This is a genomic window from Arthrobacter sp. KKT183 (assembly GCF_055657625.1).
This window is the reverse complement of record NZ_CM145770.1, coordinates 718869-738821: the sequence shown is the minus strand read 5'-3', so window position 1 is coordinate 738821 and position 19953 is coordinate 718869. Positions and strand designations below refer to the sequence as shown.

The window sequence follows — 19953 nt, the reverse complement described above, 5'->3', positions numbered from 1 at the left end:
CTCACCCGTCGAACTGGAGCAAAGAGTCGGCGGTCCGCCCGCTCATCCCCACGAGCATGGTCCGGTTGCGGGCACCGGTCTTGCGGAGAATAGAGCCGACGTGCTTCTCCACTGTCTTCACCGAGATCTGAAGTTCACGCGCGATCTGCTTGTCCGCCATTCCACGGATCACCATCGCGCAGACCTCCCGTTCGCGGGTGGTCAGATTGTCCGTCTCCTTCTCCCCGGACGAGTCCAGCAGACGATCAAACACGTCCCCTTCCAGCAACGCCTGCCCCTGCCCAGCCGCCACAATGGTCCGGGCAATCGATTCGCCGCCGGCACGGCGGTTGATGAATCCGCGCACGCCCACCTGCTTCGCCGAGCGCACCTGATCGACGGTCGGGTTATCGGTCAGCACCACGACGACGGCGTCAGGACCCAGTTCCCTCATCCTGCCGACCAGCGCGGTGTTCGCGTGCACCATGTCCAGGTCCATCAGCACGACATCGGGATGGAGCAGTTCATACGCTTCCAGCAGCTGGTCCGCCGAGTGGACCTCGGCTCCGACCTGGATGGCAGGCTCAGCGATGCCGAGCAGCCTCACCAGCCCGGCGCTCACTACGGGGGCGTCGTGGGCAATGAGGATCCGCCACCGCGGCTCCTGCACTGCCCGACGGCCAGGAGCGGCATGCGGCAGGACCGCCTTGACCGTTGTTCCCCATCCCGGAACGCTGTCGATCTGCAGGGTTCCGCCGAGATGGATGGCCCGCGATGTCATGCCGTGCAGGCCAAGGCAACTGGTGGGCAGCGCCGAGTGGTCACCGTGCGCAGCGGCCGGGTCAAATCCCCGCCCGTTGTCTTCAATCACCACGGCCAGGGAACCGCCGTCGTATATCAGCCCGACGCGCACACTCGCAGCACGCGAGTGGAGGACGACATTATTCAGGGCTTCCTGCACGATCTTGAACGCCTGATGCTCAACCTCTGGGGCAAGCGGCAGCTGGTCCCCGATGATGGTCAACCGGGTGGCTGCACCGGACATCGCTTCCGCCCACACCAGTTCCCCGCGGATGGCCTCCTCCAACGATTTACCAGCCAACGACGCCGGTCCCAGCCCCAGTGCCGTCCGGCGCGTTTCAGCCAGCGCATCGTGGGCGACGGTTTTCGCCGTGCTGATATGGGCGGAGGCTTTCCGGATGTCAGTGCCCGAGCCTTCGCTCACCCCGGCCAGGGCCTTGTCCGCATCATCAAGGCTGAGCAACAGTGCTGCGAGTGATCGGCCGAGGGTTTCATGCACGTCCCGCACCGCGCGTTCACGTTCTGCTGCTACAGCGGCCTCGCGTTCCCGGGTGGCCGCCTGGGCATGGAGATCGTAGTTCCCTAAGGCAATGGCGGCGTGACCCGCGAACAGTTCCGCCAGGCGGGCCTCATCCCGTGTGAAGGTGCGGCTGCTGTCGGGACTGAAAAGGATGAACGCGCCGACGATCTGCTCATCCCACTGCAGCGGGACACCGATCACCGCACAGTTCCACCGTGGATCATTGGCAGCGATGTGGCCGCGCTCAATTTCAGAATACGCTCCCAGCACCACAGTTGAGCGGCTGCCGACCACCCTGCCGGTAAGCCCCTCCGAAAGCGAGAAGGTCTGCCCTTCCTGACAGCCGACGCCGATGTCCACCTTCTTGGTGTACGTACCTTTGGCCTCGTCGACGAGCGCGATGGAGCCGGACTCGCAGTGGAGAAGGGAGGTGGCATGGACGAGGATCCGCTGGAGGAGCGTCTGGATCTCGAACCGTCCGGCGAGGTCCCTGGCGATCCCGATCATGGGATCAAGTTCCTCGGGAAAACCGGTCATTCGGTGCGATCCGCCGTACAGCGTAACGGGGTTCTGCGCGACTAGGTCCATGACGTCCTCTCTGACGCTCGGTTCTCACGTAACGGGTGGCACCCTGCGGGTATTCCCTCATGGCAACGTTCGGGTTAATCCTCATTTTGCCGGAACGGCGCAAGTGGTTGGGTTGAAGGGTGGAGCGGACTCGTTCTGCACCTCATCAAACGCCATCGAGGAGACACACACGATGATGTGGAACGCTCAATGAGCCGCATCGGCATCCTGACCAGTGGCGGAGACTGCCCCGGACTCAACGCGGTGATCCGCGCCTGCGTGCTGCGTGGCAGCCGGGATCACGGACAGGAGTTCGTGGGCATCCTGGACGGGTGGCGGGGATTGGTGGATGCCGATTTCATCGATCTCGACTGGATGAGCGTGCGTGGGCTGGCCAAGCTGGGCGGCACCATCCTCGGAACCTCACGGACGAGCCCGTTCGGCGAGCGCGGTGAGGACGGCGGAGCTGCGCATATCAAGGCGAACCTGCGCTCGGCGGGCGTCGACGCGCTCATTGTGATCGGCGGCGAGGGCACGCTGGCCGCCGCCCAGATCCTTAGCCGGCACGGGGTCCGGATTGTCGGGGTGCCGAAGACCATCGACAATGACCTGTCCGCTACCGACTACTCGTTCGGCTTTCACACGGCGGTCGAGATTGCCACCGAGGCCATCGACCGGCTGAAGACGACGGGGGAATCGCACCACCGCTGCATGATCGCCGAAGTCATGGGCCGGCATGCCGGGTGGATTGCGTTGCATGCGGGTATCGCCACCAGCGCCCACGCAATCCTGATCCCTGAACAGGAAGCCACGCTCGACCAGATCTGTGCCTGGGTGCGTACGCCGTTCGAGCGCGGCCGCACTCCCCTGGTGGTGGTCGCCGAGGGATTCGTCTCCGCGGAGATGACCCAGCCGCATTCGGAGCGTGGGCTGGATGCTTTCAACCGGCCGCGGTTGGGCGGCATCGGCGAACGGCTTGCTCCGATTATCGAGGAACGGACCGGTATCGAAACGCGGTCCACCACCCTCGGGCACATCCAGCGCGGCGGGGCTCCGAGCGGAGCTGACCGGGTCCTTGCCACCCGCCTTGGCCGGGCCGCTGTGGACGCCGCCCAGAACGGGGACTGGGGCACCATGGTCGCCAGCCGGGGAACAGAGATTGTGCGGGTGAGCCTGGAAGAGTCAGTCGGGCGCCTCAAGACGGTTCCGCAGGAGCGCTACGACGAAGCGTCATTCCTTTTCGGCTGATCAGCAGCACGGAGGGGAAGCAGCGGGGCGGGAACCGGCACCAAAACAGAAACACAGCAGAGCCCGTCCGGTGGGGGTTGGACGGGCCCTGCTGTGGCTTTCAGCTGGTCAGAACACGCGGATGGGGATCTCCGCGGGGTCGTTCAGGAGCCCTTCGATTTCGTCGTCGAGCTTGACCAGGGTGATGGAGGCACCGGCCATGTCCAGGGAGGTGCAGTATTCACCGACGTAGCTGCGGCCCACCGTGATGCCCTGCTCAGCGAGCCGTTTGTGGGCCTGGCCGTAGAGCAGGTAGAGCTCGCTGATGGGCGTGCCGCCGAGGCCGTTGACCATGAGGGCAACGCGGTCGCCGTCTCCGAACGGAAGATCCTTGACCACGGGGGTGAGTAGTTCATCGACGATCTCGTTGGCAGGCATCATCTTGGCCCGACGGCGTCCCGGCTCGCCGTGGATGCCCACGCCCATCTCGATCTCATCCTCGCCGAGCTCAAAGAGCGGACTGCCCTTGGCGGGAGGTGTGCAGGCAGTGAGCGCCACACCCATGGTCCGGGTGACGGAGTTGACCTTTTCACCGATGCGGATGACCTCGTCGAGATCCGCTCCGCGCTCGGCAGCAGCGGCGACGGCCTTGATGACGAAGAAGTTGCCGGCCACGCCGCGACGGCCGATCGTATAGGTGGAGTCCTCCACCGATACGTCGTCGTTGATGAACAGGGTCTTGACGTTGATGCCTTCGGCGGAGGACATTTCCTGGGCCATTTCGAAGACCATCTTGTCACCGGTGTAGTTGTTGACGAGCAGCAGGACGCCCTTGGGTGAGGCGAGCATCTTGGTGGTCTCATACACGTAATCGAACGGGGGTGCGGCGAAGACGTCGCCCGGGCACGCGGCGTCGAGCATTCCCTTTCCGACGATCATCACGTGCGCCGGTTCGTGGCCGGAGCCGGAGCCCTGGACAATCGAGACCTTGTTCTCGTCCGGGCCGTCGGCGCGCATGATGAGGTTGTACTCGGGCACATACTTCAGGGTGTCCGGGTTGGCCAGTGCAAGGCCTTCGAGCATCTCTGGAACAAACTGCTGCGGATCATTGACGAACTTCTTCATGGGGGCTCCACATCGTTGTGCTGGTTGGGGAAAAGGGGTGTGACGAAAGAAATCAGCGGTTCGACCACTCGGAGACAATGCGCTCGATGATGATGGCAACCGCCACTGCACCGGCATCCGGTGAACCGATGCTGCGCTCGCCGCTGTAGCTGGCACGGCCGCGCCTGGCCTCGAGCTTGCTCGTGGCGTCGGCGCATTCGCGGGCGGTCTTCGCAAAGGCAGCGCGCGCCTCCGCGGCCCCTGCACCGGACTGGATCTGCCGCTCGAGTTCATCGGTGGCCGGCACCAGTGCGTCGAGCAGCGTCTTGTCGCCCAGGTCGGCATTACCACGTGCCTTGATCCCATCGGTCGCTGCCCGGAGCATTGCCACGGCTGCAGTGCCGTCAATGGTGTCGAGGCTCTTGGCTGTCATTGATGCGCGCAGGAACGCCGTGCCCCAGAGCGGCCCGGAGGTTCCGCCGATCCGGCTGGAGATGGCGACAGCCACCTGTTGCAGGAAGGTGGCGACGTCGTCGCGCTTGAGGTTGTCCCAGTCAGCAAGGACCTTCTCGAAGCCGCGCGCCAGCGAGTAGCCGAGGTCGCCGTCGCCGACGACAGCGTCAAGGTCACCGAACTCCTTTTCCTGGTCCACTGCCGTCTGGGCAAGAGTACGGACAACGTATTCGACGTCCGCGAGATCTGTGGCGGTCATGATTTCTCCGTAGGGGTCGAAGCGGTGGTGGAGGGTGCTGACGGTGCCGGGCGGTCGAGGATGTCCTGCAGGACGGCCAGCGAGACGGCATCCGGTACGTCAAGGCCGAGCGGGTTCTGCAACACCGCGGTGGGTTCGCCGTTATCCGGATCGCCGAGGGAGGAGACAACCAGCGAAGCGCCGCTGAAATCCTCCTCTTTTGTATAGCCGCTGACCGTGACGACGGTCCGCAGCCCTGCCGCCAGCGCGGCCAGCATTCCGTTGCGGCTGTCCTCGATGACGACGGCGTCATCCGGTTGCAGGCCCAGGTCACCGAGCGCTACCAGATAAATGTCCGGCGCCGGCTTCTTGTGCGGCACGATGTCACCTGCAAACACGGAGAAGTGGGCGGCGAGTTCCGGACCGACCGCATGGCCGAGTACGGCGCGCACGGCAGGCTCGGCAGAGGTGGATGCCACCGCAAGGGTCCAGCCGGCGTCGTGCGCTTCAGCGACGATGCGCCCAATTCCGGGCCGTCCCGGCATCGCGCCGCTTTCAACCAGTCCCTTGTAGATGTCGGTCTTGCGCTTGTGCCAGTCGCGGATCGCCTGGTCAACAGCGGCGTCGTTAGTCAGTCCGAGCGAAGCGGCCAGCTCCTCGGTCAGGATGCTCCGCATCCGCTCCTTGCCGCCGCCGATCTTCACCTTTTGCGCGTACTCCTCCGAGGTCCACTGCACCGGAACGTTGAAGTCGGTGAAGGTCTGGTTGAAGGCAGGCAGGTGACCGTGCTGCTCAGTGTCGGCCAGGACGCCGTCGCAATCAAAGATGAGCGCCGGCATCCTAATGTCCGGCCTTTCCTGCGCTGCCGAACTGGTCCGCGAGCTGTGTCACCATGGCCACGACGTCACCGCGTGTGTGCTTGAACAGTGACGGCGGATCCCACTTGTTGTTCTGCTCAGCCTGCTTCAGGAAGGACAACGAGGACTGCATGTACGTTTCCTTGAGCGCCGTCGAGATGTTCACCTTGGCGCAGCCGCGGGCAATGAGGTCGGCGAACTGTTCCGGGCTCAGTCCGCTTCCGCCGTGGAGCGCAATGGGAATGTTCCGGGCCTCGACGATCTGGGTGACCCGCTCGACGTCGAGCACCGGAGCTGCCTTGTAGGAGCCGTGTGCGTTGCCGATCGAGGGAGCAAACACGTCAATGCCGGTGGCGTCGATGAACGCGAGCGCGGTCTCCAGGCTCTGCTGCTGCGACACTTCATCGGAGCCGTGATCGTCCTCGACGCCGGTGATGGACTCGATCTCCCCCTCGACCTGCGCGCCGTAGCTGCGGGCTTCGGCGACCACGTCGATGGTCTGGCGCTGGTTCTCCTCGACCGGCAGCTCGGAGGCGTCGAAGAGCACCGAGTTCCAGCCGGCTTTCAGGCACTCCGTCACGACCTCCCGGTCCGGGCAGTGGTCCAGGTGAAGGGTCACCGGTACCTCGATGCCGCGGGTCAATGACTGCCACATGTCGAACAGCTCCCGCGACCCGATACTGCGCACGGTTTTGACCGAGGTCTGCAGGATGACCGGCGAGCGGGCTTCAACCGCGCCTGCCAGTACAGCCTCCATGGTCAGGTCATTGAAAATGTTGATCGCAGGAACGCCGTAGCGGGACTCAAACGCCGGATCAACGATGTCTTTCAGGGGAACAACGCCCACAACACATACCTCCTGAGTAGGGTTCAAACTCCACAGTAGGGGTGCGTACCGCACACCGGAATGGGGGGTTACCCACCCCTCGCCTTGCGGGTAATCACCACCTCGTCAGGACCGCCCAGGGCGTGCTTAGGTTGCTCAATCACCCCCCCTACCGACAGGAAACACCATGGCAACTGGAAGCGTGCTTGAGACAGTCACCGCCGAGGAAGCGCGCCGCGTCATTGATGCCGCGGCCGCCAAGGCAACGGAAATCGGGCAGCCGATGGACATTGCCGTCGTCGACGCCGGCGGCAACCTGAAAGCCCATGTCCGCATGGACGGCGCCAACATCGGCAGCATCACCATTGCCATCAACAAGGCCTACACGGCAATCGCCTTCCAGTGCGAGACCGGTGACCTGCAGGGGCTCACCCGGCCGGACGGCCCGATCTACGGATTGAATGACGCCCACGGCGGCCGGCTGGTGGTGTTCCCCGGCGGCATTCCCCTGGTACGCAACGGTGACATTGTGGGCGCCGTCGGTGTCTCAACCGGAACCATCGAGCAGGACCAGGAGGTTGCGGAGGCCGGGGTCGCTGCGTTCTGAGCGTTCACAGCCCGCCCACCCGTGGGTCTCGACGGCCCGGGCGCGTCCCCAGGCTCCTACACTGAATCAATGACTGCAACCCTCGTGGCCAAGGCGCTTTCCGGCGGCCACGCCCACCGCACCCTCTTCTCCAACCTGGACCTGACCGTCACCGAGGGGGACGTCGTGGGAGTTGTCGGTGCCAACGGCGCCGGCAAGTCGACGCTGCTCCGGCTGCTCGCCGGCGTGGATGAGCCGCTCGCAGGCTCCGTGATGTGCGCGCCAAAGGATGCTTTCGTCGGCTGGCTCCCGCAGGAACACGAGCGCACCGCCGGCGAGACTGTGGAGCAGTACATTGCCCGCCGGACCGGCGCCACCGAAGCTACTGCCGCGATGGAAGCCGCCGCCGAAGAACTCGGTACCGCCGTCAAGGGCGCTGATGATCGCTACTCGGCGGCGCTGGAACACTGGCTCGCCTCGGGAGCAGCGGATCTGGAGGACCGGCTCCCAGCAGTTCTGGCCGACGTCGCGCCGGGTGTTGGACAGCACGCGCTGGTCACCGGGCTCTCCGGCGGCCAGCTCGCCCGGGTTGCCCTCGCCGCGCTGCTGCTGAGCCGGTTCGACGTCGTCCTTCTTGATGAGCCCACCAATGACCTGGACCTCGACGGACTGGCCCGGCTGGAAGCGTTCATGCGCAACCTGCGCGGCGGGGCGGTGCTCGTTTCCCATGACCGTGAGTTCCTTGCCCGCTGCGTCACCACCGTGGTGGAGCTTGACCTCGCGCAGAATCAGGTAGCGGTGTACGACGGCGGCTACGACGCCTACCTCGAAGAACGCGCCGTCGCCAAACGGCATGCCCGCGAGGCGTACGAGGAGTTTGCCGACAAGAAGCAGGACCTCATCTCGCGCGCGCGCACCCAGCGTGAATGGAGCTCGCAGGGAGTACGGAACGCCATGAAGAAGAGCCCGGATAATGACAAGATCCGCCGCCGCGCGAGCATGGAGTCCTCGGAGAAGCAGGCGCAGAAGGTCCGCCAGATGGAGTCGCGGATTGCCCGGCTGGATGAGGTGCAGGAGCCGCGCAAGGAGTGGCAGCTGCAGTTCAGCATCGGCTCTGCGCCGCGGTCCAGCTCTGTGGTCGCGACGCTGAACGGCGCCGTGGCGAGGCAGGGCGCCTTCACGCTGGGTCCCGTATCGGTCCAGATCAACGCCGGTGAACGGATCGGCATCACCGGTCCCAACGGTGCCGGAAAGTCCACACTGTTGCGCCTGCTGCTGGGTCATCAATCCCCCGACGACGGCGCCGCATCGCTGGGCGCCAATGTCGCCGTCGGCGAAATCGACCAGGCACGCGGCCAGCTGGCCGAGGACCAGACTCTCGCGGCCGCCTTCGAGGCCGTGGTTCCGGACCTGGCACAGGCGGAAGTGCGTACTCTGCTGGCCAAGTTCGGGCTCAAGGCGGACCAAACCGGGGCGTTCGTGGGCAACCTCTCCCCCGGCGAGCGCACCCGTGCCGGGCTTGCACTGCTGCAGGCCCGCGGGGTGAACCTGCTGGTGCTCGACGAACCCACTAACCATCTCGACCTACCGGCCATCGAGCAGCTCGAGGAAGCACTCGAGGACTACACGGGTGCGCTGCTGCTGGTCACCCATGACCGCCGGATGCTTGAGAACGTCCGGCTGGATGCCCGGTGGGAGGTCAGCGGCGGTCAGGTTCGGGTGCTCTGAGCCCTAGGTCCCCAACCAGGAACTTTTGCGCACCTTCCGCGGGTTCAACTGGCCGTGAAGTCACCGGTCCTGCGCAAATCTTCGGGGGTTGCACCCTCCCTAGCGCCGAGCTTCCGCGTCACTGCCTTCACCACAACGTACGGAACCCAGCACAGCGGCAGGTAGATCAGGGCGGCCAGGAAGAAGCTCCCGCTTACCTCTTCTTCGATCCCTGGGCGGCTCGGGATGAGCACGGCTATGGCGCTGATAAGCACGCCGCCGGAATAGATAAACATGTAGGGCCAGCGCAGGTAGCTGCGGAGCCTCTGGAAGAACGCGAAGCCGAAGGCAAAAACACAGAGGAAGCTGACCAGTGGGTTGAACGGCTCCAGGTACCCCCATTGTGCGGTGAGCTGCTGAAAGAAAACAGCAATCATCAGCCAGACGAAAATCAGTGCCATCGAGATCCAGGTCCGCGCCGAATGCCGGGCTCGCTTGTCCTTCAACTCGGGGTCCCTGGCCTCTTCCTCGTGGCGGATCGCTGTGTCGAGCGCCCTCCACTGGGTGCCAAGTTCATGTTCGTCTGCGAGCCAGCCCTGAGAGAAGGTGTACGGAATGAGATCAGCCGCAGCGTTGAGATGCTTGAGCCGGTCTGAGTCAGTGAGGACCTGCGTGTCATGCCGGAAGAGGGTCCGCGGAGTATAGAGCAGCGGAATGCCTGCACCGGCGAAGTAGCCCAGCCAACGGTCAACGCCCTGATCCTTGTGGGACGAGAAGGGCAAGCTCAGCAGCTCCTGGCGGCCGTCGTCGTCGTACCGGATGTACAGGACCGGCGCGGTCTCAATGACGGGAATCGCTCGGCGGGGTGTCGTTGTCCGGCGGACAATCGCGAAAGACGCCACCACGGAGGTGACGGCATCGAGCGGGATGGTCCGCTCACGCGGCGCCTCATCGGCACGGATTTGCACGCCTTTCATGAACGGCGTGCGCCACTCCACGGCTTCAATCCGGTCCTCATGCAGGGTGAATTCAGACAGATGGGCGTAGTGCCAGCGGAGTGTCTGGCCATGCTTGAAGACCTTCACCGCCATCCACGCCCCCGCCGGCACCAGCGGCAGGAGAAGCAGGAGCCACGGGTTCCGATAGATGGCCAGCAACACCAACGGCCCGACGGCGAAAGCCAACCCGAGCAGCACACCGACGGTCAGGAAGATGACGGCAGCAATGCGCCAGAAAAGATCCGGCGGAGTCAGTGCGTTGGTGTGGATCAGGCCTGGCCGTGTCATGAGTGTCGTCCCCCGTAAACATTCAGAAGGGCAATTCGCCCTCCAGCATCCTAGTTGCCTTCGGAAACGAGTGCGGCCTGTGCCCGATCCCACTGAACTTTTGCGCACGTACGGCGACTTCTACGGGCCGTTGAGTCACCGGATCTGCGCAAAAGTTCCGAGGTGTTGGAGGCTCTGGTTCGTCGGCGCAATTCGGAGTAGACAGGAGTACATGGCGAAAGCAAAGGGAGTAGCGCCTCGGCTGGCGGAAGCCCTGGGGATCATCCTCGGCACCGAAGAGATCCCGTTGAGGTTGCGCGCGTGGGATGGTTCCGAGGCCGGGCCAGCGGGTGCTCCGGTCATCGAATTCCGCTCCCGCCGCGGGTTGCGCCGAATGCTGTGGTGTCCCAACCAGCTGGGCCTGAGCCGTGCCTACGTCGCCGGGGATGTCGACGGCCCCGGCGACCTCTTCGAGAGCTTTTCGGCGCTGAGTTCGGTGGGGAAGTTCGCCGAGCTGAAAGCCTTCCGCCCGCCGACGCTCCGCGAGCGCTGGAAGCTGATCCGCACCGCCGTCCGGGTCGGCGCGCTGGGACTTCCGCCCGCGCCGCCGCCGGAGGAGATGAACGTCAGCAGAAAAGGCGGGCTGCATTCGAAGAAGCGGGACGCGGCTGCTGTTTCACACCATTACGACGTCGGCAACGGCTTCTATGCGCTCGTCCTCGGTCCGTCGATGGTGTACTCCTGTGCGGTCTGGGCGGACGAAACCACCGGCCTGGACGCGGCCCAGGAAGCAAAACTTGATCTCGTGTGCCGCAAGCTCGGACTGCGGCAGGGCATGCGGGTGTTGGATGTGGGCTGTGGGTGGGGCAGCTTCGCGCTGCACGCGGCGCAAAACTACGGAGTCGACGTCGTCGGCATCACACTCTCGAAAGAGCAGGCAGCGCTGGCACGGGAGCGGGCTACCGCCGTCGGGCTTTCTGACCGGATTGAGATCCGCGTTCAGGACTACCGCGACATCAACGACGGCCCGTTCGACGCGATCAGTTCCATCGGCATGGCGGAGCATGTGGGGCGGGAGCAGATCGGGCACTATGCATCGAAGCTGTACGGCCTGCTGCGGCCCGGCGGCCGGCTACTCAACCATGCAATCTCGTGGAATGCCGGTGAGATGCCGCCGGATCCTGACTCGTTCATCCCCCGCTACGTCTTCCCGGACGGCGAGATGCTGAGCCTCACCGTGATGCTGGGTGCGCTGGAATCGGCGGGGCTGGAAGTGCTCGACGTCGAAGCGCTGCGCCTGCACTACGGACTCACCCTGCGTGCCTGGGTGCGCAACCTCGAGGAGAACTGGGACGAGGCGGTCCGGCTCACCAGCGAGGGCAGGGCGCGGGTGTGGAGGCTGTATATGGCCTCGAGCGCGCTCGGGTTTGAGCGCGGGCTGAACGGCGTGAACCAGATTCTGGTGCAGCGGCCCGGCGGCGAGGATCCGCCGCTGCGGCGCGATTACTAACGCTTCGTTACTAGAGTGGCTGCATGACTTTTACTGCGACAGTTTTCCGCAATGGCCATGTGTTCGACGGCGAACGCTTCCTTCCCGAGCCCGCTGACGTTATTGTCCGGGGCACCACCATTGAGGCGGTGGGCCCGCGCGCTTCGAAAGCGGAACAGTATGACGGCGCGACGGTGGTCGACTGCACCGGGCGCACGGTGCTGCCCGGGATGATCGACCTGCACATCCACGCGACCACCTCCAACCCCGGTTCCATCCAGGCAGTGGCCGAGCCGTTTTCGCTGCAGTTCTACGAATCGGTGCGGAACCTGGAGGCCACGCTGCGGGCGGGCATCACCACGGCGCGCGATGCCGGCGGCGCTGACCTCGGCGCCAAGCTGGCCATCGAGCAGGGCCTCGTGAAAGGGCCGAGGCTCCGACTGGCAATCAGCATCATGTCCCAGACCGGTGGTCACGGCGATTTCTGGCTGCCGGCAGGTGTGGACTCCCCTGCACTGGGGCCCCACCCCGGGCGGCCGAGCGGAATTGCCGACGGCGTCGAGGAGGTCCGGAAGGTCACCCGCCAACTGCTGCGGGCCGGGGCGGACCAGATCAAGATCTGCTCGACCGGCGGAGTGCTCTCCCCCACCACCGATCCGCGGCATTCGCAGTTCACTCCGGCGGAGATCGCCGTCATTGTTGAAGAAGCAGACCTGCAGGGCAAGTACGTCATGGCGCATGCGCAGGGCACCGCCGGTATCATCAACGCACTGCGGGCCGGCGTGCGGTCCATCGAGCACGGAATCTACCTCAACGATGAGGCGATCCAGCTGTTCCTGGACACCAACGCCTACCTGGTGCCGACCCTCGCTGCGCCCCGGGCGGTCATCCGCAAGGGAGAATCCGGGACCAGCGGCCTTCCACCGCAGGTCATCGACAAGGCCAAGCGGGTAGCCGAGGATCACCGTGCCTCCGTTGCCCGTGCTGTTGAGGCCGGTGTCCGGATCGCCATGGGCACGGACTCCGGTGTGGGGGTCCACGGGGAAAACCTTGAGGAGCTCGCCCTGATGGCAGACGCCGGCATGAGCCTCGAGCAGGTGCTGGCTGCAACTACGTCGGTTGCGGGTGAACTGATCACTCCGGAGCGCTCAGTGGGCCGGCTCGCTCCGGACTACCTGGCCGACGTCGTCGTTCTGAATGGTCGGTTGGAATCGGAAGGGCAGCTTCCGCGACTGCGCGAGATGATTGGGCAGGTCTACAAGGACGGCGAGCTGCAGTTTCCAGTCTGAGGAGGGCCCACAGCTTGACCTCGTCCCGGTAGAATTTTCGTGGCCAACACACAGCGACGATTTCCTCCTTTTCCGTCGCCCACTGATCATGTCGGTCAAGGAAGGTAAGTGATGGTTAAGGCGGCCGTGGACAGCACACCCGGACTCTTGTTCGGCGGACGGTACCGCTTGCTCGAACGGATAGGGGTCGGGGCCAAAGCCGCTGTCCACCGGGCACGGGATGAATTCCTCGCCCGGGACGTGGCGATCAAACTCATCCCCACCGATGTGCTGGACGAGCATCAGCAGCGGAGCAATGACGCTGAAGTCAAACTACTCGCACGGCTGAACCATCACAGCCTGATAGCCCTGCTCGACGCCGGAACCGACTTCAGCGATCCGGCGTCACCTTTTGTCTATCTGGTCATGGAACTGGTGCGGGGCCCTGACCTGCGGCACCGGATTGCGGAGGGAACCCTGCAGCTGCGCCAAACCGCGCAAATTGGGTGCGATCTCGCTGATGGTCTGGATTACATCCATAGCCAGTCGGTGGTTCACCGGGACGTCAAGCCGGCCAACGTCATGCTCTTTGATTACGGCACCAGGAACGCTCGGGTTCGCGCCAAGCTGACCGACTTCGGCATCGCAGCCCTGACCGGCACAAAGGGCGACGACGCGAGCTCACTGACAGGGACCGTCGCCTATATGAGTCCAGAGCAGGTCAAGGGCGAGAGTGTCGATGCCGCGAGCGATATCTATTCGCTCGGCCTCGTCCTCCTGCAGTGCATCACCGGCAAAATGGAGTTCCCGGGCCCGGTGGTGGAGAGCGCCGTGGTGAGACTATTCCGCGCGCCGGAAATTCCTGCGGACCTGGATCCTCAATGGGTGGCGCTGCTGACAGCGATGACATCGAGGGATCCTGCGGCGAGGCCCACCGCCCGCGAGGTCTCGATGGCGTTGTACGAACAGGCGGTCGCGGGCCGTTCCCGGCGTAAGCAGGCGGGTTCACTTGTGCCGGACAATGAAGAGGATCGGCTGGCTGCAGTTCGCCGTTACAACATTCTTGACACTCCGCCGGACGGCGCGTTTGACCGCATCACGTCCCTCGCCTCGCGGATCTTTTCGGTGCCAACGGCGATTGTCAGCGTTGTGGACCACGATCGCATCTGGTTCAAGTCCCACTACGGAACCGATGTGGAACAGCTCGACCGGGACCCGGGACTGTGCGCGTCGGCCATCCTGCAGGACGGCCCCTGGATTGTCGAAAATGCGCCAGCGGACCCCCGGGCGCTCAGCAACCCGCTAGTGGCCGGCGAGTTCGGTCTGAAGTTCTACGCAGGGGTTCCGCTGCGCACCCGGGACGGCTTCAACCTCGGAACGCTGTGCATCCTGGATACAGAGTCCCGTCAGTTCACTTCCGACGAGGTCGGCATGCTCGAGGACCTGGCCGGCATCGTCATGAATGACCTGGAGCTCCGGCTCGAGAGTCGTAGCGCACGGGCCTAGGCCTTCTGGAACGTGGTCGTCGCCAGTAACGCTGTCCTGGTCCGGAAAGCCCTTGAGGTGGGAGGTACCATTCCGGTACCGTGGACGGATGGCACTCAACATACGGCTCCCCAAGGATCTTGATCGCCAGCTCGACATAATCGCCTCGGAATCTCACATCTCGAAAAGCGCGCTCATTCTGCAAGGCGCCCAGCTTGTGATTGAGCGGCATGCACGCCGCAACGTCATCGACGCGTCTCTCGCATTCGTGAAGGCGCATGATGCGGAGTTGCTGGAACGACTCGCTGACGCGTGACGGCATATCTTGACATCGATGACGCTCTTTACATCATCGCGCAGTACGGCTTCCATGTCCGCGACGTTGGGATTCTTCAGTCGGCTCTTGCCCGGCCCGCGACAATCGCGGCGGGACAAGAAGCCTACCCTGCGTTAGCCAAAAAGGCGGCCGTTCTACTTGAATCAACTGCACGTAATCACGCCCTCATCGACGGCAACAAGAGAACTGCGTGGACGTTGATGGTGGTTTTTCTGGGACTCAACGGCTACCGGCATAACTTCCCGACAGATGTGGCCTTCGATCTGGTGGTCGGGGTAGCAAGCGGAAGCATCACCAATGAACAGTCCACCAACCTCATCTCCGCTCACCTCATCGCAACGCCACGGACCTGACACGCGAACTGCGTTTCGTCGGCGCCGGGTTGTACCTTTGACGACGTGAGCACCCTCAGCACTGCATACGCAACCGATCGCCTGGCCAAGGAAAGTCCCGCCTGGTCCCTGCTGCGCGGACGCAACGCGGGCGCCGCCGTCGCGCTTTTGAGAACGCATCTCAGTGGAGAGGAAAGACGGCGTCCTGCGCCGGAGCTTTTCGAGTTGATCGACGCCGATTTGCAGGAGCTGCGTGACCACGGCTTCGAGCTCCCGCAGACCGCACAGGCGTATTGCTCGGAGTGGCGCAACGAGGGCGTCCTGATTCGCAGATGCAGCCGAGCTCGAACAGCGCTTCTACGGCGTCCGCCGAAGCATTACGCACGCTGAAATCGACGGCGTCGCGCTGAAGGTCAGCGGCGCGCTCATCGAGGAGGAGAACGCTGCCCGCGGTTCGGTGCAGGCGGCGGAACAGGTGATCACTGCAATCGAGTTCGCGTTCATCTCCTCGTGGCGGGCCGTTGCCGGCGACCTCACCGCAGAGATCACCGACCGTGGCGGCTTCCTCGACATTTTGGGCAAGCTTCGTGCGGACCGGCTGCCGGACTTCGAGCAGAAGTTCTTCGATTTGCTGGAGAGTCAGGCACAGCGAAACGTTGGGCAACTGGCCAATGAAATCCGCCGCACGCCCGGACAGATCCGGGAGCGCATTGACCCGGTGAACCGTTCCCTGCGCCGCTCCCCATTTGACCCGGGCCGGTATCTCAAGATCATGGTCAAGGACAACAATTCCGAGGCGAAGACCAGATTCATGCAGGACCTCCAGACCATCTCCGCGGGGTCCTGGGCCGAGGAAAGCCGCGAGGCCGCGGAGCAGAAGTTCGACGTGATGAACCGCCTCATGACGCGGCTGTCATCCAGCGAAGCCGGGGACCGCACCTGGCAACGGCAAGTACTGGACACCCGGCAGCACGTCCGCTTCACCGGGGTTGAGCTGGATGAGGCCGGCACCACGGTCAACATCCACGATTCCAGCGCTGGGCTCTCGGGCGGCCAGCGGCAGAAGCTGGTGATCTTCTGCCTGGCCGCTGCATTGCGGTACCAGCTGGCTGAGAATGAGGACGACATTCCCGGCTACGGCAATGTCATCCTGGATGAGGCTTTCGATAAGGCAGACAGCACGTTCACCCGGATGGCCATGGACGTGTTCCTCGAGTTCGGCTTCCATATGGTCCTGGCCACACCGCTGAAGCTGCTGCAGACCCTCGAGGACTATGTGGGCGGTATCGCACTCGTAGTTTGTCGGGAGTTCCGTGATTCGCGGATCGGTGTGGTTTCTGTCGGCGATGGTGAGCTGCAGGCCGCCGCTGATGAGTCTGCTCCGGGGACAGACGGTTGATGCCTCGAAAACGAGGTATCGCCTGATGCCGGGTACCGGGAAGCCCTGGGTCGACGTGGAACAGGCACGCACTACCGCAGCCGGCAAGTATGAGCGGAATTTCGGTGAGTGGGCGGTAGTCGGTGGTGCCGGCGTCGTCGTCTAGTTTCCGCTGCACCCACCCACTGAGCAGGCTGCCCTTGCAAACCAGGGTGAGGCGATTGCCTGGGTGAAATCCTGGCGCGACGCCGGGCTGGAAGACGCTGTGGTGTGGGCGCCGCGCCGCTGGGCGAGCCTCGGAACGCAGCAGGTTCCGGACCGGCTGCGCCTCACCGGTGCCGTCGAGGTGGCACGGTTCGCGCGGAAGGGGCAGCACTGGTCACGCCTGAGCGCGCGAGTCCAGACACTGCTGTCGACGTTCGACGGCGGCACGCTGGCTGAAGCTGTGAGGCGGAGCGCACGCCGGATTGCGGAGCTTGATGACGCCGACTTCGACCGGTTGCTTTTGGTGCTTCGATGGCTGGAAGCGAATCCGCAGTCGGGACTGTATATCCGGCAGCTTCCTGTGCGCGGCGTGGACACCAAATGGGTCTCGACCCACCGCGGCCTGGTGGAGAAGCTGCTCGCTGCGTTGACGGGGCTGGAGTCCCTCGGGCTGGGCGCTCCGCCGGTGCTGGTGCGGATGCGGTTCCTGGATCCGCAGCTGAGTCCCGGCGGTCTGGTGGATGTGTCGGTACCGGTGCCAGAGCTTGCTGCCTTGGACATTCAGCCGCGAACTGTTTTCGTGTTCGAGAACCTTGAGTCAGTGATCGCGATGCCGCCGGTACCAGGCGCGGTGGTACTTCACGGTGCTGGATACGCGGTGAATCGGTTGGAGCGTATTCCGTGGGTTCGGGATGGCCGGGTTGTGTATTGGGGCGATCTGGATTCCCACGGCTTTGGAATTCTGAACCGAATCCGATCCGCTTGCTCCAACGTGTCCACTGTCTTGATGGACAGTGAAACGCTGGAGGCTTACCGCGATCTCTGGGTGAAGGAGCCGGTTCCATCGACCGGGACGTTCAACCATCTCCTGCCTGCCGAGCAGCAGATGGTCGAGCATCTCGGGCGGCAGGGCAACGTTCGCCTTGAGCAGGAGCGCATCGAGTGGCGGTATGCATTGGAGCAATTGCTCACTCGGTGACGTGTTGCTACGCTTGCTACGGAGGCAATCATGGCCACAATTCCCCACCGAGAACTGCGGAACTCCAGCAGCAAGATTCTCGAGCGCGTCCGCGCTGGTGAGACCATCACCGTGACAAACAACGGCGAAGCCGCAGCAACCCTTATCCCGCCGTCGTTGTCACCCCTGGAGCAACTACTGCTTTCTGGCAACGTCCGGCCAGCGGGTTCCGGAGCAGTTGACTTCCGCTTGTTATCTCGCGTGCGCCAACGTCAAAGTTCTTCCGATGTGCTCAATGATGTCCGCGGCGACCGATGATCCTGTATGTCGATACATCCGCCGCACTGAAGCTCCTCATCGAAGAACCCGAATCAGAGCCACTGGCTGAAGAATTGACCACGAGAGTGGGACGTGGAGATCGTCTGGTCTCATCAATGCTTCTCTACACGGAGCTTCACTGCGCTGCACGGCGGGGAGCGAAGCTGGCGCCGGAGCTAGTGAATTCGGTAACTGACTCGATCAACCTGGTCGACATAGCGCGTGCCGACCTCATGTATGCGGCCGCCCTCGCCGGTGGATTGAGGAGCGCAGACGCCATTCATCTTGCCACTGCCGTCCGGCTCGAGGCGGATTCGATGGTCGCCTACGACGCCGAACTTCTCGCCGCCGCGGCGGGCGCGGGACTCTCTACGCTCGCTCCTGACTGACCGCGGGAAGACATCGTCCTGAAATTCGAGCAGAGCCGCTCGCTCCGTAGCACTCCGTAGCATCGAGAGCTACAATAAGCTCATGAAGACCATCGCACAGCGAGAACTCCGCAACGACAACGCGAAAGTGATCGATGCAGTGCAGGCGGGGGAAACGTTCATCATCACGCGCAATGGTGAGCCGGTTGCTGAGTTGCGGCCCGCCCGGGTCAGTCGAAGTACGTTCGTCTCCCGTGAGGAACTGACGGCATTGGCGGTGTCCGGTGTGCGCATCGATCGGCATCAGTTTCGAGCCGATCTTGACCAGCAGATTGATCAGGGCCTGTGACCGCGACTCGCGGGTTGCTCGATACGTCGGTTGTCATCGATTGGCATGATCCTGCAGTGGCCCGCGCACTACCTGATGAGGTAGCAATTTCCGCGATCACAACGGCTGAGCTCACTGCTGGTCCCCATCTTGCTGCGACACCGGGCGAAGCGGCTAATCGACAGGCACGGCTGCAGGAGGTTGAAGCGAGGTTCGAACCGATCCCCTTCGACGGCACCGCCGCCCGCAGTTACGGACTGGTTGTTGCCGCAGTCGTCAGTGAAGGACGAAAGCCGCGAAGCCGATTCGCTGATCTCGTTATAGCAGCCACTGCCCATGCGCACGGTCTGGACCTCTACACCCGAAATGGTGCTGATTTCGCTGGGCTTGACCATCTGGTCCGGGTCATTTCAATCTGAGTCGTGTGTTGGCACACCGGTAATCGCACCGGAGTGATTGAGGATACCGCCGCAATACTCCGCACCGGCGGCCTCCAGGGACCAACAGCTGTTACTTGGCCTCCTTGGCCTGGGCGGTATGTGTCAGGGTCATGAGCAGGAGGCCACCGAGCAGGTTCCCGGCTGTGGCCAGGAGGACATTCCTCCCCACCTCCAGATAGGTCACGTCTGCGCCGAGCCACAATCCGGCGAGCAGGTGGAGCCCGGAGACAACCACGTGATCGAAAGCGCCGAGCGCGAGGAACACCCCGACCAGATACGCGAGCACAATGCGGCTGCCTGCGGAATCAACAGCGTGTAACAGGTAGGAAAGCAGCGTCAGCAGGGTACCGGCGGCAATGGCACGCATGAAGGTGGCCAGCCCGCCTTTCCCTGCGATTTCCTCCGCCACGGTCACCAGGACATCGTGTGCACCGGAGGGCAGCGCTCCCGGCACGACGAAGACGGCCGCCATCACCGCTCCGCCGAGCAGGTTGAGGAGCAGGATGAGCCCCCACAGCCGGAGCAGCCGCAACCAGGTTGATTTCTCGCGCCGGTCAATCGCCGTAGCCACCGGATCGAAGAAATTCTCAGAGAACAATTCGGAGCGACCGATGACGAGGAAAACCACTCCCATGCCGAAAGCCAACGCGCCGGCGAGTTTGGCCGGGCCCTCACCGAAGGCCGGCTCGATGAGGTGTTCCGCTATGGCAAGCGCGACGATCCCGAAAACGATCGTGACACCGGCAATGAAGCCGGTCGATACCTGCTCGAGCGGCGGCATGAAGAGCCGTCGCTCACCCTCGTTTTTGGCCCGGTTGTAGATTTCCTTCGGTGCAAGATCGCTCACAGGCCATTCCTCTTCCCCGCGGTTCGAAGGCGGCAACTCATTTTTGCGTTCCTTTCCTGTTGCCAGGTCGG

Annotated in this window: 22 protein-coding genes; 15 read left to right on the top strand and 7 right to left on the bottom strand. The window is 63.8% G+C overall.

Translation table 11 applies throughout. The annotated features are described in order from the left end of the window. Position 1: 1 nt before the first annotated feature. The gene (locus tag ACZ2GY_RS03635) at positions 2-1888 is read right to left on the bottom strand and encodes a LuxR C-terminal-related transcriptional regulator (RefSeq protein ID WP_277356889.1); all 1887 of its coding nucleotides are present in this window, start codon (positions 1886-1888) and stop codon (positions 2-4) included. A gap of 189 nt (positions 1889-2077) precedes the next feature. Between ACZ2GY_RS03635 and ACZ2GY_RS03630 the strand changes: the two genes are divergently transcribed. Continuing rightward, entirely contained in the window at positions 2078-3115 is a 1038-nt protein-coding gene (locus tag ACZ2GY_RS03630; RefSeq protein WP_471673028.1) for an ATP-dependent 6-phosphofructokinase, read from the top strand. Between the two features lie 108 nt (positions 3116-3223). Here the strand turns inward: ACZ2GY_RS03630 and dhaK are convergent, their stop codons facing one another. The 4 genes from dhaK to ACZ2GY_RS03610 are packed head-to-tail and all read right to left on the bottom strand — an operon-like array spanning position 3224 to position 6593. After that, positions 3224-4219 (bottom strand): dihydroxyacetone kinase subunit DhaK, encoded by a 996-nt coding sequence (gene dhaK / locus ACZ2GY_RS03625; protein WP_277356891.1) that lies wholly within the window; start codon positions 4217-4219, stop codon positions 3224-3226. A 52-nt stretch (positions 4220-4271) separates the two neighbouring features. Continuing rightward, on the bottom strand, positions 4272-4910 hold the full coding sequence (gene dhaL / locus ACZ2GY_RS03620) for a dihydroxyacetone kinase subunit DhaL (RefSeq protein ID WP_277356892.1): 639 nt from the start codon (positions 4908-4910) through the stop codon (positions 4272-4274). Next, entirely contained in the window at positions 4907-5728 is an 822-nt protein-coding gene (locus ACZ2GY_RS03615) for an HAD-IA family hydrolase (protein ID WP_277356893.1), read from the bottom strand. Before ACZ2GY_RS03615 ends, dhaL begins: the two co-directional genes overlap by 4 nt. 1 nt (position 5729) lies before the next feature. Beyond that, positions 5730-6593 (bottom strand): class II fructose-bisphosphate aldolase, encoded by an 864-nt coding sequence (locus ACZ2GY_RS03610; protein ID WP_471673027.1) that lies wholly within the window; start codon positions 6591-6593, stop codon positions 5730-5732. A gap of 166 nt (positions 6594-6759) precedes the next feature. Between ACZ2GY_RS03610 and ACZ2GY_RS03605 the strand changes: the two genes are divergently transcribed. Next, positions 6760-7179: a GlcG/HbpS family heme-binding protein gene (locus ACZ2GY_RS03605; RefSeq protein ID WP_056549125.1), complete on the top strand. Its 420-nt coding sequence runs from the start codon at positions 6760-6762 to the stop codon at positions 7177-7179. 69 nt (positions 7180-7248) lie between these two features. Further along, on the top strand, positions 7249-8886 hold the full coding sequence (locus ACZ2GY_RS03600) for an ABC-F family ATP-binding cassette domain-containing protein (protein ID WP_471673026.1): 1638 nt from the start codon (positions 7249-7251) through the stop codon (positions 8884-8886). 44 nt (positions 8887-8930) lie between these two features. On the opposite strand, the gene ACZ2GY_RS03595 is transcribed toward ACZ2GY_RS03600, so the two are convergent. Further along, positions 8931-10151 carry a hypothetical protein gene (locus tag ACZ2GY_RS03595; protein ID WP_471673025.1) on the bottom strand — a complete coding sequence of 407 codons (1221 nt, stop codon included), beginning with the start codon at positions 10149-10151 and terminating at the stop codon, positions 8931-8933. Positions 10152-10362: 211 nt separating this feature from the next. On the opposite strand from ACZ2GY_RS03595, the gene ACZ2GY_RS03590 reads away from it, so the two are divergent. The 12 genes from ACZ2GY_RS03590 to ACZ2GY_RS03535 all read left to right on the top strand — a co-directional run bounded on the left by ACZ2GY_RS03590 (position 10363) and on the right by ACZ2GY_RS03535 (position 19014). After that, positions 10363-11640, top strand: a complete 1278-nt coding sequence (locus ACZ2GY_RS03590; protein WP_471673024.1) for a class I SAM-dependent methyltransferase — start codon at positions 10363-10365, stop codon at positions 11638-11640. Between the two features lie 23 nt (positions 11641-11663). Continuing rightward, a complete protein-coding gene (locus ACZ2GY_RS03585) occupies positions 11664-12908 on the top strand; it encodes a metal-dependent hydrolase family protein (RefSeq protein ID WP_471673023.1) in 1245 nt (414 codons plus the stop codon). A gap of 111 nt (positions 12909-13019) precedes the next feature. After that, the gene (locus ACZ2GY_RS03580; protein ID WP_471673535.1) at positions 13020-14393 is read left to right on the top strand and encodes a GAF domain-containing serine/threonine-protein kinase; all 1374 of its coding nucleotides are present in this window, start codon (positions 13020-13022) and stop codon (positions 14391-14393) included. An 88-nt stretch (positions 14394-14481) separates the two neighbouring features. Further along, complete coding sequence (locus ACZ2GY_RS03575) at positions 14482-14688, top strand: hypothetical protein (RefSeq protein ID WP_277356900.1); 207 nt, start codon at positions 14482-14484, stop codon at positions 14686-14688. Further along, the gene (locus ACZ2GY_RS03570) at positions 14685-15062 is read left to right on the top strand and encodes a type II toxin-antitoxin system death-on-curing family toxin (protein WP_471673022.1); all 378 of its coding nucleotides are present in this window, start codon (positions 14685-14687) and stop codon (positions 15060-15062) included. The genes ACZ2GY_RS03575 and ACZ2GY_RS03570 overlap by 4 nt, the downstream gene beginning before the upstream one ends. A 45-nt stretch (positions 15063-15107) precedes the next feature. Next, entirely contained in the window at positions 15108-15431 is a 324-nt protein-coding gene (locus tag ACZ2GY_RS03565) for a DUF3375 family protein (RefSeq protein ID WP_471673021.1), read from the top strand. An 85-nt stretch (positions 15432-15516) separates the two neighbouring features. Beyond that, positions 15517-16440 carry an SbcC/MukB-like Walker B domain-containing protein gene (locus tag ACZ2GY_RS03560; protein ID WP_471673020.1) on the top strand — a complete coding sequence of 308 codons (924 nt, stop codon included), beginning with the start codon at positions 15517-15519 and terminating at the stop codon, positions 16438-16440. A gap of 208 nt (positions 16441-16648) precedes the next feature. After that, a complete protein-coding gene (locus tag ACZ2GY_RS03555) occupies positions 16649-17602 on the top strand; it encodes a Wadjet anti-phage system protein JetD domain-containing protein (protein ID WP_471673019.1) in 954 nt (317 codons plus the stop codon). A 30-nt stretch (positions 17603-17632) separates the two neighbouring features. Beyond that, on the top strand, positions 17633-17899 hold the full coding sequence (locus ACZ2GY_RS03550) for a type II toxin-antitoxin system Phd/YefM family antitoxin (protein ID WP_346028559.1): 267 nt from the start codon (positions 17633-17635) through the stop codon (positions 17897-17899). After that, the gene (locus tag ACZ2GY_RS03545; protein ID WP_471673018.1) at positions 17896-18288 is read left to right on the top strand and encodes a type II toxin-antitoxin system VapC family toxin; all 393 of its coding nucleotides are present in this window, start codon (positions 17896-17898) and stop codon (positions 18286-18288) included. Before ACZ2GY_RS03550 ends, ACZ2GY_RS03545 begins: the two co-directional genes overlap by 4 nt. A gap of 82 nt (positions 18289-18370) precedes the next feature. After that, positions 18371-18616, top strand: a complete 246-nt coding sequence (locus ACZ2GY_RS03540) for a type II toxin-antitoxin system Phd/YefM family antitoxin (protein WP_277356904.1) — start codon at positions 18371-18373, stop codon at positions 18614-18616. Beyond that, positions 18613-19014 carry a type II toxin-antitoxin system VapC family toxin gene (locus tag ACZ2GY_RS03535; protein ID WP_277356905.1) on the top strand — a complete coding sequence of 134 codons (402 nt, stop codon included), beginning with the start codon at positions 18613-18615 and terminating at the stop codon, positions 19012-19014. Before ACZ2GY_RS03540 ends, ACZ2GY_RS03535 begins: the two co-directional genes overlap by 4 nt. 91 nt (positions 19015-19105) lie before the next feature. Here ACZ2GY_RS03535 and ACZ2GY_RS03530 read toward each other — a convergent pair whose 3' ends face one another. Then, positions 19106-19882: a formate/nitrite transporter family protein gene (locus ACZ2GY_RS03530; protein WP_277356906.1), complete on the bottom strand. Its 777-nt coding sequence runs from the start codon at positions 19880-19882 to the stop codon at positions 19106-19108. Between the last annotated feature and the right edge of the window lie 71 nt (positions 19883-19953).

Bases quoted from the DNA above. Each gene is read 5' to 3' on its own strand.
- ACZ2GY_RS03635 (WP_277356889.1), bottom strand. From the start codon at position 1,888: ATGGACCTAGTCGCGCAGAACCCCGTTACGCTGTACGGCGGATCGCAC.
- ACZ2GY_RS03630 (WP_471673028.1), top strand. From the start codon at position 2,078: ATGAGCCGCATCGGCATCCTGACCAGTGGCGGAGACTGCCCCGGACTC.
- dhaK (WP_277356891.1), bottom strand. From the start codon at position 4,219: ATGAAGAAGTTCGTCAATGATCCGCAGCAGTTTGTTCCAGAGATGCTC.
- dhaL (WP_277356892.1), bottom strand. From the start codon at position 4,910: ATGACCGCCACAGATCTCGCGGACGTCGAATACGTTGTCCGTACTCTT.
- ACZ2GY_RS03615 (WP_277356893.1), bottom strand. From the start codon at position 5,728: ATGCCGGCGCTCATCTTTGATTGCGACGGCGTCCTGGCCGACACTGAG.
- ACZ2GY_RS03605 (WP_056549125.1), top strand. From the start codon at position 6,760: ATGGCAACTGGAAGCGTGCTTGAGACAGTCACCGCCGAGGAAGCGCGC.
- ACZ2GY_RS03600 (WP_471673026.1), top strand. From the start codon at position 7,249: ATGACTGCAACCCTCGTGGCCAAGGCGCTTTCCGGCGGCCACGCCCAC.
- ACZ2GY_RS03595 (WP_471673025.1), bottom strand. From the start codon at position 10,151: ATGACACGGCCAGGCCTGATCCACACCAACGCACTGACTCCGCCGGAT.
- ACZ2GY_RS03590 (WP_471673024.1), top strand. From the start codon at position 10,363: ATGGCGAAAGCAAAGGGAGTAGCGCCTCGGCTGGCGGAAGCCCTGGGG.
- ACZ2GY_RS03585 (WP_471673023.1), top strand. From the start codon at position 11,664: ATGACTTTTACTGCGACAGTTTTCCGCAATGGCCATGTGTTCGACGGC.
- ACZ2GY_RS03580 (WP_471673535.1), top strand. From the start codon at position 13,020: ATGGTTAAGGCGGCCGTGGACAGCACACCCGGACTCTTGTTCGGCGGA.
- ACZ2GY_RS03575 (WP_277356900.1), top strand. From the start codon at position 14,482: ATGGCACTCAACATACGGCTCCCCAAGGATCTTGATCGCCAGCTCGAC.
- ACZ2GY_RS03550 (WP_346028559.1), top strand. From the start codon at position 17,633: ATGGCCACAATTCCCCACCGAGAACTGCGGAACTCCAGCAGCAAGATT.
- ACZ2GY_RS03545 (WP_471673018.1), top strand. From the start codon at position 17,896: ATGATCCTGTATGTCGATACATCCGCCGCACTGAAGCTCCTCATCGAA.
- ACZ2GY_RS03540 (WP_277356904.1), top strand. From the start codon at position 18,371: ATGAAGACCATCGCACAGCGAGAACTCCGCAACGACAACGCGAAAGTG.